We start from the raw sequence: 14621 nt of genomic DNA on the forward strand, positions 1-14621 counted from the left end.
ATCAAAAAATATACAAATTAATTAAAAAACTCTCTCATAAATCCCTCTCTAAACTCATATTGAGTAACAATTGAATTTTCCATATTTGCAAGTTTTTTAAATGGAGCATATCTTTTCTTTAGTTTTTTATCCATTCTCAAATATTTATAATTTTTACTTTCATTTCTTTTACTATCATGAATATCATTCAAAAATACAACATATAATCTTTTTGGAACATTTAACAGCCATGAAAGGAATTCTTCTTTATTATATTTTATATCCTTTTTTCACAATAATATTTGTAAATTTGAGGTAATGTTAAAAACAATGAATCAGAAGGTTTGATTTTCAAATTACATAATATCTCATCATCATACCTATTTTTAATACTCTCAAGAGCACCAGCCAAATCACTATCATCCACTTTTTCAATACATTTATCCATGATTTCTTCTAAATTCAAAGTAGAATTAAAAGTTCCTTTAAATTCAATTAAATAAAGCCTACCATTTTTGAAATGCAAAGCATCTACAGATAATGGGCGATTGCTTTTAACAGAGCCATTATTCTTCAAATGACTATTCCAACACATATTATCTAAATCAAAAATACAATTATCATCAATGATTAATGGATTTTTAAATGCTCCTGCATCATTGTCTGATTTAGATACTTCACTAAATTTATTAAAAGATTTCCTAGCATTATCATGAAAATTATCATTCTCTTTATAAAAATTTAATAGATTAACAAAATCACTATTGTCAAAAGCCATGTTAATCCCTCAAATCATCTTTTAAATCTGCCTGAACTTTAATTTTATGAATAATGTCAAATGGATTTCCTAAATTATCATAAACCTCAATTATTTCATCATTATCAAGTAAATTATAATTATATTTATCAATACCATCTACTTTTTCTGTTAAGTAAAAATTGGTATCATCAATTAAATTATAATATCTTGAATATGCTTCTATTGCTTCTGCAAAAAATGGACTGTGAGTATTAATATATAATGTAATATTCAAATCCCTAGCAGCTGAAACTAAGATTTCTGCAAATTCTACTTGAAATCCCGGATGTAAATTAATTTCAGGTTCATCTAAAATTAAAAAACTATTTTTTGTTAATTCATTATTATCAAGCAATATTTGAATAGTTGCTAATTGTTTTAGTCCAGAAGCAGTATTTTCCATGGAAAAAGTTTCATCATCTTTTTTGAATATAAATACATCTTCTGAATGAACATATTCAAAATTTCCCCCAATTAACTCATCAATTCTTCTTTTAAAATCATTTAAATCTTTAAAAAATTCATCACTATAAATTTCATCAGGATTTTTAATTTTTTTAAGTTTCCTCTCAAGTACTCGCAAATGATATTGAGAACTGCGAGGATTATTTTCTAAAATTGAAGGAGAATCAAGATAAATAACATTTTGAAAATTAAAGTAATTCAAAAAATCTTTACTGATGTTACTTTGGCTTTTTTCAACCCCAATTTTAATATCTTGATTAAATTCAACACCATTATAATTTCCATGAAACTTAATATGAGCATTACTAAATCTATTTAATGAACTACCATACTCTGATTCAATAAGAGCATTGAAAACTGTAATATACCTAGAATATTCATCCTTATTCAGTTTAATTATTCTAAATAAATCATTTAAATCATTAATACACAACTCTTTATCTTTAAAATCATAATTTTCTAAGGTAAGTGCAATATTACTATAAATATCATCAAATAGCTCTGAAGAAACAGAATGACGCATCAAAGAATTTCTAATTTGTTTAAATTTATCATCCATTTCCTGTGATCCTTTAGTCCCCCAATATAGAACAAAATTTAAAAGTTTTGAATGAATATCCATATTTGCCAATTGAGTTCCTTCACTAGATGCTGCTGTTAGAAGTGAAAATAGAAACTTACTTGAAGTAGATTTACCTGTGCTATTTTTACCTACAATAACATTTATCTTTCCAATATCTAAATTTGCTTTATTAATCAGCCCCAAATTTTCAATTTCAAGTAACATTTCAGCAGCCATAATATTGTCTCCATTGATTGATTTCTTTATTAAATAGTATAAACTAAGGTATATATAAACTTATTTAAAATCTTAAAACTTAAAAATCCAATATATGTAAGTGTATTTTTATATTAAAAGCAATTTTACGAAGTTAAAGCAACTTTAAAAAGAATTTGATAAAATATTCATTTTATAAAATCGAATAGATATTTTAAATAAGCACCATAAAACTAAATCAGTTGCCACTTCAAATTACACCAAAAATAACTAAATTTGTGTTAACCTATAAATGTTGTAAAAGCTTTAAATTACATAAATAGTCCAATTATCTTAAACTAAACCATTAGCTACAACAGAAATAAATTTCTTTTTATCTTTCTTTTTCAAAAACCACGGAACAAAAAATGTAGTATGGTGAGGAACCCCGTAGTGTCTTTCCAGATAAATCGGATAAGTTATATGTTTCCATTTAACATAAACATGTTTAAAAAAAGATAACTGTTCCAGATAAATGCGGCGTCGATTATTGGATTTATTCCAGACTTTTTTCTCCTGTTTGGAAAATAAAAATTTGATTTTCAGTCTACGGGAATTCATATCATCATATTCGCCAACAGATAATGGATAAGATAAATTATTGAATATTTCTCTAAATTCTTTAATTTCTTTATTAAGCTGAACTTCAGTTAAATAATATTCATTATCTTGCCTTTTTTTAAAAGATTTGAACTTTCTAGTTTTTGGCATAGTCCAAAACTTCTTTTTGGTTTTTTTACCCATTACCAACACCAATAAACAAAAAACTCAGTTATTTTTCCTAATATTAAACTTTCTATAAAGATTTTTTATTGTCTGATTATTATAAAGGGAAGTATAAAGCTTAGAAATAAAAATAGCCTGTTTGAACTGTTTATTTAAAACTTTATTATTTAAAACAGCTATTTCTTTTCTATGAATATCAATTTTACAATTTAAATGTTTTTCAAACTTGTAAATTTCTTTAACTGCAGACATTTTATGTTTTTTATCCAAATTAGAAAAGATTAAAAGTAAACTCCCAATATTCTCCCCTATTGTTACATATTGAGATAATTTAACTGGTTCTAAAAGATTATTAACTTTATACATACCTTTTAAGAATCTGTTGAATTTTTTAACATCATGACCATGTATAGCTGTTTTTTTATGTTCAAAAGTATTATACATGTAAACCTGAGTATTAGGTAAAACAGAAATCTTGTTTGAATTTATCAGTGCTTTAAAATAAAAATAAGTGTCTTCACATAAAGTATCTTCCGGAAATGTTATATTATTATCTAAAATCAATTCTTTTTTAAACATTTTACCCCAAGGAGCCACAAAATAATTTAAACTTAAGCTGTCAAAGATTTCCTGAGATTCCAAAGGATTTAAGTTCACTAATTTTTCATCACTTTGCAGAAATTTAACTTTAACTTTGTCCCCATCAAGATTAATGACATGTGATCCGATTACAAAATCAGAGTCTTCACTTAAAATAGTATCATAAAGATTTTTAAGACCATCTTTAAGATATTCATCATCAGAATCCAAAAAGGAGATATAATCAGCACTGGCATATTTAATACCTAAACTGCGTGGCTTACCTGGAAGTCCGGAGTTTTCATCTAAAAAAACAGGAATAATATTCTCATATTCATTAGCATAATCAGTTATAATGTTTCTGGAATTATCTGTTGAACAGTCATCAACTATTATTAACTCAATATTTTCAAAACCGAAAGACTGATTTATTATTGAATCAATAGCTGTGTTTAATTCATCTTCAGCATTATAAACAGGCATTATTACACTAATTTTAAAAGTCATATTTTTCATATCCTCTATATAACTAAAAGTATACTAAACATAATTAATAAAAATTTCCATTAGAAAAGTTATATATGTAAATTTAAATAAAATATATTTAACAAGTTTTTTAAAGGTAAAAAAATGCACTATACTGATTATTCTAGCGAAACTATTCACAAACTGCAAAAGTTAGAGCTTATGATTCTAAAGGATTTTATAGCTATTTGTGAAGAGAACAACATTGAGTATTTTATTTACGGAGGTAGTGCATTAGGTGCTGTTAGGCATGGGGGTTTTATTCCCTGGGATGATGATATAGACATTATTATGTTTAGAAAAGACTATGAAAAGTTTAAAAAAGTAGCATTATCCAAATCAAATAATAAATATAACTTTTTAACAAGTAAAACAAAAGATTATTTCTTTTTATTTTCAAAAATCATGTTAAAAGATACTATTTTTGAAGAATGGTGGGTTGATCAGGTAGATTTTGATTTGGGAATTGATATTGACATATTTGTATTGGACAAAGTTCCGGACAACAAATTAAAAAGATTCATCCATGTAAAACGTTGCCGTGTTTTGGACAGATTACTTGCAATGAGTGTTATAAAATTTAAAGGATATCCTATTTTAGTTCAGACATTAGCTAATGCAGGGCATGGCTTTTTAAAACTATTTAATATTTCAAGAGAATCCTTATTTGATAAAACCCATAAATTATTGGATAAATATAATGATAAAGACTGCAAATATGTTTGTGATATTTCAGCTCTTCACCATCCGCAAATTTATAAAATAAGTGATTTCAAACCTGGAAAAACAATAATGTTTGAAGATGTTGAAGTTCACTGTCCAAATAATCTTGACAGCATTCTTACACAAATTTATGGAGATTATATGAAGTTACCTCCAGAATCTGAAAGATATAATCATATAACTCAAAAAATAGATTTTGGCCCCTATGAGGACTGATTAATAATTTCTCTTATTTTCTTAGCATTTTTTTCATAAATTGACCTGTTATCTTTAGTTTTGGATGTTGATGACTTGTTTTTAATAGCTGATTTGATAACTGCAGGAATTAATTTCGGAACATCAAGAGATCTTTTAATAATGAACTTTAATCTGTGGAATCTTGACGGATTCGGATAGAAATCATGCTTAAACGAATCATCATTAATCATTTTTTCTGCATAATCACAAATTCGCTCATAAGCCAGCTTATCTCCAAAATCATAATACTGATCAATCATTTCACGAGAAACCGGGAATTCTTCAGTGTTTTTAAGGGTGTTTAACTTTTCAAATTCCTCGTAAGTGCTGATTGTTTTAGCTCCAACAAGCAATGGATTATCAAAATCAGGATTCAACTCAACGGGCCTTAAAATATTACACTGTTTTTCCAGCAAGTAAACATCAATAATAGAAGTACTTATAACAGTGTTTAAGTAATCACATGGCCTGATCCATTCCTGAATTGCATATTTATTGATATAATGGAAATTAGGATATTTTTTATCTAAAATACTGATTGTAGAATCTTCATCAAGTACATTAAATTCAACAGGATGAGGGCGGTAAATAAATTCCTTTTCAGGATGTGTCTTTAGGAATTTCTCAAACCATTCCATTACAATAGCTTTTGATTCAACATTCCATTTTTGCATATATTTACCGTCATCCAGATTATGATTCATACTCATTAAACGTTTAGAGTCTTTTTCATTAAATGTGAAACTTGAAATAAATAAAATCCATTCCTTGGATGAATCCAAATTAAATTCACTGGCCAGCTGATTCTTAGTTTTGAAAAATGAATCAAATCTGTGATTTGAAAAATCAGTTTTAATATCACCAGTAACAGGTAAATTCTTTTCCTCAATTCCTTCAGCCATCATATCCTGTTTTATCTTTTCACTCCAGCAAACATGACTGGCTTTTTTCATATACTCCTTAGGATAATGAGCCTTGGAATCAAGAATTCTTTTAGCTATTACCTGTTCATACCTTAAATTAAGTATTTTATCTATTTTAGGTTTGAATCTGACAGTATATCTTTCAATGTCATTATTGTTATAACCTGCCTGACCAATCAGTAGTTTCGGTTTATATTCTTTTGGAAAAATAAGTTCCCTGTAATTATAATACCCCAATATATCAACAGAATATCCTCTTTTTTCAAATTCTGCTTTTAAAAGATTAGCATTATTTAATTCCCTTTCCGGAAGTTCATAAAAGATTACAATATCTGCCATTATTTATCCCCTTAACATCGCATTAGCTATTTTAATATCTGATGGTCTTGTAACTTTAAAATTGGTTCTATCCCCTTCAAATAAACCAATTTCATGACCTCTCATGTGAAACAAAATCATAGCTTCATCTAATTTGTCAATTTCTTCATCGGACAAATCACTGTAAATTTCAAGGTAATGATTTATATTAAATGACTGTGGCGTCTGAGACTGCAGCAAATACTGCCTGTCCGGAACATCAGTTAATATTCCCTGTTTTTTAGATTCAAATATTACATCTGTAGCTGGAATAACTGCACTGGCTGCTCCATACTGTTTTGCATACCTGATACTGTCTTTAATTAACTGAGGAGTTACAAATATCCTTGCAGCATCATGAGTAACCATTATTGAATCTTTAGGATAATCATTTTCAAGAGTGTAGTTAATGGAATTTAAAATTGTATCACTACGTCTTTTTCCACCTTCTATAACAGTGATTCTTGGGTCTGTTAATTCATATTCTTTTATTACATCTTTAGTTTTATTAATGCATTCTTTTGGTGAAGATACTATAATTTCATCCATTTCTTCAACTTTTAAGAAAGCTTCCAAGGAATGTATTAAAATTGGTTTATCAGCTATTAAATAAAATTGCTTAGGCATTCCAACATCCAAACGGGTTCCTATACCTCCAGCAAGTAGTGCAGCACATATCATTAAAGTTAGATTTTGTTATTTTTTATATTTATAATAATGTATTTCCAAACATTCATTCTGCAATTACTAAAATTAAGCTTTAAAATATGCAAAACTATAAATTTTATCTAAAAATCAGTGCCTAATCTTAAAATTGATTTAAAATAGAAAAATTGCATTGAAACTGAAAAAAGAAAGATAATAATGAGTTATTAAGAAATAAAATTTAAAAATTGCTGAAAAACATAATGTACATTGATAAATTTTTTAAATGGAAATAAAAGAGCAGAATATATCAATTCTAACAGATTCAATGAAATTAAAAATCTTAGAAGATGAAGAAACTAAAAAAGAAATATGCAATGAGTTAAACATTAGTGAAAACAATGAATTGCCTGCAATTAAAATTAGAAGATTTGCAATAGATAAAAAATATGCCAAAAAAGGATTAGGTTCACATATACTTGCTAATGTATTACTTTCAATGCTTAAACTATCAAAAACTAAAATAGGATTTAGAGTCATTATTGTTGAAGCATATGCAATAGCATTAGATTTTTATATTAAAAATAATTTTTACACACGTGAAAGTGATAAGGAAATCCTTAAAAAAATAGATATGATAAAAAAACAAGACCCAACAAGGTGTTTTAACATATATTTAGATTTAAAAGATATAAAAGAGGAACCAAAAAATTAAAATAAAACAGTTCTTTGATTCCTAATTTTTTTTGCAAACTCCCTATCTTTTTCAGTAGGCGGTTGTTGCATCTTTTTTAAAACAGCAATAGCATCTTTACCTTCAAAAACAGGAGTTTTTCCAATAGGTTTAGCCATACTAATCACTCCTTAAAAATATAATATGTAATAACCTTTTTATTAATTATTATTTAAATAATTACTGGTTTTACATATATAACTTTTGTATTACATTTTCAAATTTGATTTAAATTCATCAAAAATGCTCAAATTATCTAAAAAGTCTGTAAAATTAGATTTACAAACAAAACTCTTAAATTTAAACTATTTTCAATACTATTAACTTAGATAAGTAAATAATAAAATATTCTGTTTAAACCAAAAAGAACACATATAACAATATATTCTATAATCAATATTATTAAGCTTTAAAATATATAAATCTGTTGATTACACATTAAAAATAGCTATAAAAAACTGTTTAACCTTAAATTGATTTAAAATAGAAAAATTGCTTTGAAACTGAAAAAATAAAGATAAAATAGATATATTATGAGATTAATTATAATTTTTCCCATAATGCATAAAATGCTTTTTTAGGACTTTTTTTCAAAATAATAACATCATAAACAAAATTAACAGTTAAACATTCAATATTTAACTTATCACAAATTTCCTTAAGAACAATAGTCGTGTTTTTTCCTTCAAAAAGCACTCCTGTCTGCTCATCCAGATATACACCCTGACCGTACCAGATACCCAAAGTATGATTTCTACTTACATTTAATGTAGATGCTGTTATAATATCTCCAAATCCGCAATAATCATCTACTGTTGATCTGTTTCCACCTAATTTCTCAATAATACATTTAGTTTCATTATAACTTTTGGTGAAAACTGCAAATTTAGCATTGTCATTAATGCCCATTCCTTTACAGATTCCCTGAGAAATAGCTAAAATATTTTTAATGATACCGCAAAATTCAGTTCCAATAACATCATGATTAGTGTTAACTTTAAGTTTGGGAGTTGACAATACATTTTTGACTATTTCCAGATCTTTTTTCTTTATACTGGCTATTGTAGTTGCAGAAGGCAGGTTTTTCATCATTTCAGAAGCTATGTTCGGTCCGGATAACACTACTGCAGATCTTCCGGTTTCCTCTTCAATAACTTCACTCATTCTTTTATTTGTCTTGTTTTCAATTCCTTTAGCTGTGCTTACAAAAATACACTTATCTGAAACTATGTCATTTAACTGAACCATTGTCTGGCGCATAACTGATGAAGGAATACATAAAAATATAACATCAACATCCTTCAGGTCACATAAATCATTGACAGCCATAATATTTTTATGCAGTTTAACACTTGGATGATACTCGCAGTTAATATGACCTTCATTTATATCATCACAGATTTCTTTTCTTCTGGCATACAATAACAATTTATTAGTATTTGGTGCAATACACTGAGAAATAGCTGTTCCCATTGCTCCAGCACCTATAACTCCAACATTCAATGACATTAAGCACCTCTTAAAATTATATATTAATCCTTTTTTAATTTAAATTTATTTGTTTACAAATTCCAGTTTAAAAGGAGTTCCTCTGTCAATATCTTCAGCAGCCTTGCATCCGATAATTTCTGCTAAATATTTAGGATGCAAGCCAAAACCCGGCCGTATTGATTTGACATTGTCTTTTGTTATGATTTCCCCTTTTTTGATGTCTTTAACTGCAAATAATGATCTTGAAAACACCCTGTTTGCATTCATTTTATCAGATAATTCATAACTAACTTTGCCCAGAGCTTTTTCAACATTTCTTATTGAATCAACCATCTGTTTAAATTCATCAGGTTCCATAGAAAAGTCTGAATCCGGCCCTTCCATAGTTCTGTCTAAAATAAAGTGTTTTTCAATTATTTTAGCTCCCATAGCTACAGATGCAACAGCAACGTCACTGCCTAAAGTATGGTCTGAAAGTCCGACAACTGTTTTGAAGTTTTCTTTTAAATCAGGAATTGTCTTAAGATTTATTTCTTCCAATGGGGCGGGATAAGCTGAAGTGCACTTTAAAACAGCTATTTTATCATTACCTGCATCCTTGCATGTTTTAATGGCCAAATCAATGTCTTCTTTTGAAGCTATTCCTGTTGAGATTATAACCGGTTTGTTTTTTCCTGCTACATATTCAATTAACGGAATGTCTGTAATTTCAAAAGAAGCGATTTTATAAGCACCTACATTCATATCTTCTAAAAAATCAACTGAAGTTTCATCAAATGGTGAAGAAAATACAATTAACCCCAAATCTTCAGCTACCTTTTTTAGTTTAGGCTGCCAATCCCATGGCATAAATGCATCCTCATAGAGGTTATACAATACCTGACCGTCCCATATTGTTCCCTGTTTTATCTGAAAATACTCATTGTCACAGTCTAAAGTTATGGTATCCGGAGTATAGGTCTGAAATTTAACTGCATCTGCACCAGATTTTGCCATTGCCTCTATAGTTTTAACAGCTATATCATAATCATTCATATGATTTGCTGAAAGCTCAGCTATTATAAAAGCCGGATGTCCATCCCCAATCATTTTATTTTCAATTTTAAATTCCATAATTCAGCCTCTGTAAATAAATCTTAAAGCACTGCCGTTTCTGATTTCACATTCTTTTTTAAATCCCATAGCCTCAAAAAATGAAACTGACCTTGCATTGCTTTTTTTAATATCTGCAACTAAAGTATCCTGATTATAATTTTCCTTAATATAAGTTATTCCCTTATTTAACAAGTATTTAGACAATCCTAATCCTCTATACTTTTTATTTAAGCTAATGCTAATAACAGGATACTTTTCATCAAAATCAAATCTTAACTGACCAATAATATCTGAGTCATATTCCAAAACCAGAAATTCTGTTGTATTATCATTTAATATCCCATTAAACCATTTTTTATGAGTTTCCAAATCTATTTTATCGCAATTAAAAGAGCTTTTTCTTACTTCTTCATCATTAGCTATTTCAAATATTTTAAGACAGTCCTCTTTTTTAATTTCTCTGAAAACAGAATTTTTCCTGTAATAACTGTTTAGAGCGGTTTTAGCTATTCTTATAGAACCTTTACCATCAACTGCACTAACACCCATATTTTGCTTTTCTTTTCTTAAAGCAGAATCTTTAAGCAGCTCCAGTTTAGCTAAAATATTTTCTTCTAAATTATCATCGTCCCAGAATCCTGCAAACTCAATGAAACCCTGCTTTTGCCAGTTTTGAATATTGTTTATCTGATTGTCAACAACTCCAACAGCAATTGTCGGAACACCTACTCTTGCAAGTTCATATAATGTTTGGCCTGCTGATGAAATAGCCAAATCTGTGCTTTCCATAGCATCAAGCATTTGTCTGCTGTCTGGAGAATAAATCAGTTCATCATCAAACTCCTCGATTTCACCAACATTATCAAAGCTGTTTCCTATGATGACCTTTTTTGCAAAATCCTCATTTTTCAGCAAATTCAGGATTTTAGGAGTCAGATTTCTTAAATCATTTCCGCCTAAAGTAATTAAAACATTTTTTATTTCATCATTAACATCAGTTATCTTTGCATTCCAGAAGTCCTCTCTAAGGGGAATGTATTTTGATCCGTACAGCGCATCTTTTCTTTTAGTTGTTGCAAGGATTGTTCCGTTTACAACTATCCCCTCAGGATAATCTAAACGATCATTATCATCAACATAAATAGCTAATGCGGCTGTTTTAGCTATTTTTCGGTAAAATTCAAGTGGTGCATGATATGAATCTATAATAACAATATCATCATCAGCAAATTCCATATTCTGCCAGTCATAAATAGCATAGTTAATATTTTGCAAAATTGCATCAATTGATTTGTCCCCATTAACAATAAATTGAGGTGTTATGCAGAATTTTCTAAAAGCCTGATATATTGAGCTGCATCTGGCTACATGCCCAAATCCATAGTTTTTTCCGCCTTCAGTCAATATTATTACATTCATATTATCTTTTCAATATACTGTTTAGCTCTGTCCAAATCCTGTTTTTCGCATAAATTAAGAACTTCATCCAATTCTTCTTCTAAACTATTGCAAACCTTTTTTTGAGTTATTTCAGAGTTTATATCTTTTAAATAAGGTTTACTGCTAAATAATTCCAAAATATCATCCAGAGAGAAGAATTCATTTTTATCATATAAATTATCATAAACACTGCAGAGCAGAGCATAATCCTGAGGAGTATCTAGTGTAATCCTAATATCAGAGTTGTCGTTTTTTGTTTCATATTGCACTATTTTAAAGTCTTCAGGATGTGTTTTATAGATAAATGGAGTTACATGTTCCTTTTCAAATTTATCAGTGGCATTTTCATATACATTTTCCAAAACATTGAAGTTAATTACCTCAGCATCAATTCCTCTTGGAAATCCTCTGGTTAATGTATTTGAAGTATAATCTGCATTGGAGTCTATATGTTTTTTGACAATTTCATCAATTATATTTGCATCGGCACATGGACAGTCACTGGTTATCCTGACAATAACATCCAAGCTGTTTTCCAAAGCAGCATTATAATATCGTTCCAGAACATTTTCCAGACTGCCTTTGTAAAACTTAATGTTTTCTTTTTTAGCTACTTCAACTATTTTTTCATCTTCATCATGTGTTGTTGTAGCTATTATTATTTCATCAATAAGTTCAGATTTGGCTACTCTTCTAATAACCTGTTGCAGTACATTTATTTTGCTATTGAAAGGTAATGGTTTTAAAACTTTTTGCGGAAGTCTTGTTGAAGAGGTTCTGGCCTGAATAATTGCTCCAATTTTCATTTTTTTAATACTCACTAAATACTTTGTAAAGTTTTTCTTGTACAAACTCTAAATCTTCATCAGTTAATGTAGGGTACATTGGTATACTAAGTTCTCTTTTGTAAAACTCTTCATCTACTGGACAAAGTCCTTTATTAAATCCAAGGTTTTGATAGTAAGGTTGTAAATAAACAGGTATATAATGCACCTGAACACCTAATCCTTCAGAGCGTAATTTTGAAAATATTTCCTTTTTATGATTTGCATATTTTTCTTTTAACAAAATCGGATATAAATGATATGCAGACTCACCGTCAGGATTTTCTTTAACAACGTCAAAATATGGATTGTCTTCAAACATCTCATCATATTTTTCAGCTATTTTTCTTCTGTTTTCAACAAAAGAATCTAATTTTTTAAGTTGTGATAAACCTAAAGCACATTGAATGTCTGTTATTCTGTAATTGAATCCTAAGTGCTGCATTTCATAATACCAGTCACCGTCACGAGGATTTACTAAATTATTTTTAGTGATTCCATGAGATCTGAATAACTGAAGTCTTTCATAATACTCCTCATCATTTGTAACAATAATTCCGCCTTCACCGGTTGTAATGTGTTTAACAGGATGAAAACTGAACATTGCCATTTCAGAGTATTTTAAAGAGCCTATTTTTTTACCGTCATATTTTGCACCAAGTGCATGTGCACCGTCTTCAATAATCTTAGCATTATTATCTTCAGCAATATCAGCTATTTCCTTTAAGTTAACAGGATTACCGCTATAATGTACAGGAGCTATTAACTTAGTATTTTTACTGACTTCCAGTTTAGATGCATCAATGTTTCCAGTTTGTTTTTCCACATCACAGAAGTTGACTTTAGCCCCTAAATATAATCCCGCATTAGCAGTAGCTACAAAAGTATTAGGAGTTGTAATCATTTCATCTCCCTTTTCAAGACCTAATGCAAAATAAGCACCGTGCAGTGCAGAGGTTCCTGAATTAAAAGCAACTCCATATTTAGCTCCGACATAATTAGCTATTTCCTCTTCAAACTCAGTTATTTTTGGTCCCTGAGTAATGAAATCTTCACTTAATACTTTTGTGACTGCATCAATGTCTTCCTGGTCTATACACTGTTTTCCATAAGGTAAAAATTTAGAAATAGAAATCACCTAGTATACAATATCTATGTCTTTTAGAGCTTTTCTAATCTCTTCAACAGATAGCCAGACAGAATTATTATCAGAAGAGTAGTAGAACCTATCTTCTACTTTTTTTCCACCTTCTTTTATATTAACATCTTCCCACCATTCCAAATCAGGATAAATTATATAATAATCATCATATTCATAAGCAGATCTTGAATCTTCCTTAGTTATCATTACTTCATGGAGTTTTTCACCAGGTCTAATACCTACATCTTCAAATTCACAATCAGGAAGCATGGCTTTTGCCAAATCAGTTACTTTAAATGAAGGGCATTTATGGATAAATAATTCTCCACCTTTAGCATCACCAATAGCTTTAATTACTAAATCAACTGCTTCATCAAGAGTAATCCAAAATCTGGTCATTCTCATATCAGTAATTGGTATTTTAGTTTGACCTTCATCAATTAAAGTTTTGAAAAATGGAATTACAGATCCGCGACTGCCTGAAACATTTCCATAACGAACTACTGAAAATTGAGTGTTTTTAGCTCCAACATAAGCATTAGCTGCTATAAATAGTTTATCTGAAACCATTTTAGTAGCACCATATAAGTTAACCGGATTAACTGCCTTATCAGTAGATAATGCCACTACCTTTTCAACATGTTTGTCAATAGCTACATCCACAATGTTTCTGGCTCCATCAATATTGGTTTTAATAGCTTCTAAAGGATTGTATTCAGCTGCAGGAACTTGTTTTAATGCAGCTGCATGAACAATAATATCTACACCATCACAAGCACGTGCAAATCTTTCTTTATCTCTAACATCCCCAATAAAGTAACGCATTACTTTTTTATGTTGGGCAAATTGTCTTTGCATCAAATATTGCTTGTATTCATCTCTTGAGTATATAATAATTTTTTTAGGATTATACTGTTCTAATACTCTTTTTGTAAACTTTTTACCGAAAGAACCAGTTCCTCCAGTAATTAAAATAGTTTTATCATTTAACATAACGAAACTCCAATATTAAATTATTTATAGGTTTATTTTTGAAAATATATAAAGATTATTAGAAGCAAGTTTCTATCTTTATAATAAAATTGTATTTGATAAATAAAAGAGTATAGTATTGTTAATTTT

Annotated in this window: 16 protein-coding genes; 2 read left to right on the plus strand and 14 right to left on the minus strand. The window is 28.8% G+C overall.

What is annotated here, in order from left to right:
* Positions 1-17: 17 nt before the first annotated feature.
* The 5 genes from ACMC9J_RS01195 to ACMC9J_RS01215 form a co-directional block, all read right to left on the minus strand.
* Positions 18-191, minus strand: a complete 174-nt coding sequence (locus ACMC9J_RS01195) for a hypothetical protein (protein WP_427003404.1) — start codon at positions 189-191, stop codon at positions 18-20.
* A gap of 65 nt (positions 192-256) precedes the next feature.
* Positions 257-757: a hypothetical protein gene (locus ACMC9J_RS01200; RefSeq protein WP_427003405.1), complete on the minus strand. Its 501-nt coding sequence runs from the start codon at positions 755-757 to the stop codon at positions 257-259.
* 1 nt (position 758) lies between these two features.
* On the minus strand, positions 759-2042 hold the full coding sequence (locus ACMC9J_RS01205; protein ID WP_427003406.1) for an AAA family ATPase: 1284 nt from the start codon (positions 2040-2042) through the stop codon (positions 759-761).
* A gap of 312 nt (positions 2043-2354) precedes the next feature.
* Positions 2355-2804 carry a hypothetical protein gene (locus ACMC9J_RS01210; RefSeq protein WP_019265385.1) on the minus strand — a complete coding sequence of 150 codons (450 nt, stop codon included), beginning with the start codon at positions 2802-2804 and terminating at the stop codon, positions 2355-2357.
* A gap of 24 nt (positions 2805-2828) precedes the next feature.
* On the minus strand, positions 2829-3872 hold the full coding sequence (locus tag ACMC9J_RS01215) for a glycosyltransferase family 2 protein (RefSeq protein ID WP_019265384.1): 1044 nt from the start codon (positions 3870-3872) through the stop codon (positions 2829-2831).
* 123 nt (positions 3873-3995) lie between these two features.
* On the opposite strand from ACMC9J_RS01215, the gene ACMC9J_RS01220 reads away from it, so the two are divergent.
* On the plus strand, positions 3996-4829 hold the full coding sequence (locus tag ACMC9J_RS01220; RefSeq protein WP_019265383.1) for a LicD family protein: 834 nt from the start codon (positions 3996-3998) through the stop codon (positions 4827-4829).
* Here the strand turns inward: ACMC9J_RS01220 and ACMC9J_RS01225 are convergent.
* Positions 4817-6112 (minus strand): surface carbohydrate biosynthesis protein, encoded by a 1296-nt coding sequence (locus tag ACMC9J_RS01225; protein ID WP_427003407.1) that lies wholly within the window; start codon positions 6110-6112, stop codon positions 4817-4819. The two genes, ACMC9J_RS01220 and ACMC9J_RS01225, sit on opposite strands and share 13 nt — an antisense overlap.
* A 3-nt stretch (positions 6113-6115) precedes the next feature.
* Positions 6116-6811 carry an IspD/TarI family cytidylyltransferase gene (locus ACMC9J_RS01230; protein WP_019265381.1) on the minus strand — a complete coding sequence of 232 codons (696 nt, stop codon included), beginning with the start codon at positions 6809-6811 and terminating at the stop codon, positions 6116-6118.
* Positions 6812-7061: 250 nt separating this feature from the next.
* Between ACMC9J_RS01230 and ACMC9J_RS01235 the strand changes: the two genes are divergently transcribed.
* Positions 7062-7490: a hypothetical protein gene (locus tag ACMC9J_RS01235; protein WP_427003408.1), complete on the plus strand. Its 429-nt coding sequence runs from the start codon at positions 7062-7064 to the stop codon at positions 7488-7490.
* Here ACMC9J_RS01235 and ACMC9J_RS01240 read toward each other — a convergent pair.
* From ACMC9J_RS01240 to pseB, 7 genes are all read right to left on the minus strand, one after another.
* Positions 7487-7627 (minus strand): hypothetical protein, encoded by a 141-nt coding sequence (locus ACMC9J_RS01240; protein ID WP_019265757.1) that lies wholly within the window; start codon positions 7625-7627, stop codon positions 7487-7489. The genes ACMC9J_RS01235 and ACMC9J_RS01240 overlap by 4 nt on opposite strands.
* A gap of 424 nt (positions 7628-8051) precedes the next feature.
* Entirely contained in the window at positions 8052-9017 is a 966-nt protein-coding gene (locus ACMC9J_RS01245; protein ID WP_019265378.1) for an NAD(P)H-dependent glycerol-3-phosphate dehydrogenase, read from the minus strand.
* Positions 9018-9062: 45 nt separating this feature from the next.
* Positions 9063-10112: a pseudaminic acid synthase gene (pseI, locus tag ACMC9J_RS01250; protein WP_427003409.1), complete on the minus strand. Its 1050-nt coding sequence runs from the start codon at positions 10110-10112 to the stop codon at positions 9063-9065.
* Positions 10113-10115: 3 nt separating this feature from the next.
* A complete protein-coding gene (locus ACMC9J_RS01255) occupies positions 10116-11513 on the minus strand; it encodes a GNAT family N-acetyltransferase (protein ID WP_427003410.1) in 1398 nt (465 codons plus the stop codon).
* A complete protein-coding gene (locus ACMC9J_RS01260) occupies positions 11510-12340 on the minus strand; it encodes a cytidylyltransferase domain-containing protein (RefSeq protein ID WP_427003411.1) in 831 nt (276 codons plus the stop codon). Before ACMC9J_RS01260 ends, ACMC9J_RS01255 begins: the two co-directional genes overlap by 4 nt.
* Positions 12341-12344: 4 nt before the next feature.
* Positions 12345-13496, minus strand: a complete 1152-nt coding sequence (gene pseC / locus ACMC9J_RS01265; RefSeq protein ID WP_094516197.1) for a UDP-4-amino-4,6-dideoxy-N-acetyl-beta-L-altrosamine transaminase — start codon at positions 13494-13496, stop codon at positions 12345-12347.
* On the minus strand, positions 13497-14492 hold the full coding sequence (pseB, locus tag ACMC9J_RS01270; protein ID WP_303999824.1) for a UDP-N-acetylglucosamine 4,6-dehydratase (inverting): 996 nt from the start codon (positions 14490-14492) through the stop codon (positions 13497-13499). It lies immediately after the preceding gene.
* Positions 14493-14621: the final 129 nt, after the last annotated feature.

Origin of the sequence: Methanobrevibacter intestini (assembly GCF_047402955.1) — an archaeon.
GTDB lineage: Archaea > Methanobacteriota > Methanobacteria > Methanobacteriales > Methanobacteriaceae > Methanocatella > Methanocatella intestini.

Coding starts and splice junctions, on each gene's coding strand:
- ACMC9J_RS01260 (WP_427003411.1), bottom strand. CDS start 12,340: ATGAAAATTGGAGCAATTATTCAGGCCAGAACCTCTTCAACAAGACTT.
- ACMC9J_RS01235 (WP_427003408.1), top strand. CDS start 7,062: ATGGAAATAAAAGAGCAGAATATATCAATTCTAACAGATTCAATGAAA.
- ACMC9J_RS01210 (WP_019265385.1), bottom strand. CDS start 2,804: ATGGGTAAAAAAACCAAAAAGAAGTTTTGGACTATGCCAAAAACTAGA.
- ACMC9J_RS01200 (WP_427003405.1), bottom strand. CDS start 757: ATGGCTTTTGACAATAGTGATTTTGTTAATCTATTAAATTTTTATAAA.
- pseI (WP_427003409.1), bottom strand. CDS start 10,112: ATGGAATTTAAAATTGAAAATAAAATGATTGGGGATGGACATCCGGCT.
- ACMC9J_RS01240 (WP_019265757.1), bottom strand. CDS start 7,627: ATGGCTAAACCTATTGGAAAAACTCCTGTTTTTGAAGGTAAAGATGCT.
- ACMC9J_RS01205 (WP_427003406.1), bottom strand. CDS start 2,042: ATGGCTGCTGAAATGTTACTTGAAATTGAAAATTTGGGGCTGATTAAT.
- ACMC9J_RS01230 (WP_019265381.1), bottom strand. CDS start 6,811: ATGATATGTGCTGCACTACTTGCTGGAGGTATAGGAACCCGTTTGGAT.
- ACMC9J_RS01225 (WP_427003407.1), bottom strand. CDS start 6,112: ATGGCAGATATTGTAATCTTTTATGAACTTCCGGAAAGGGAATTAAAT.
- pseB (WP_303999824.1), bottom strand. CDS start 14,492: ATGTTAAATGATAAAACTATTTTAATTACTGGAGGAACTGGTTCTTTC.
- ACMC9J_RS01215 (WP_019265384.1), bottom strand. CDS start 3,872: ATGACTTTTAAAATTAGTGTAATAATGCCTGTTTATAATGCTGAAGAT.
- ACMC9J_RS01245 (WP_019265378.1), bottom strand. CDS start 9,017: ATGTCATTGAATGTTGGAGTTATAGGTGCTGGAGCAATGGGAACAGCT.
- ACMC9J_RS01220 (WP_019265383.1), top strand. CDS start 3,996: ATGCACTATACTGATTATTCTAGCGAAACTATTCACAAACTGCAAAAG.
- ACMC9J_RS01255 (WP_427003410.1), bottom strand. CDS start 11,513: ATGAATGTAATAATATTGACTGAAGGCGGAAAAAACTATGGATTTGGG.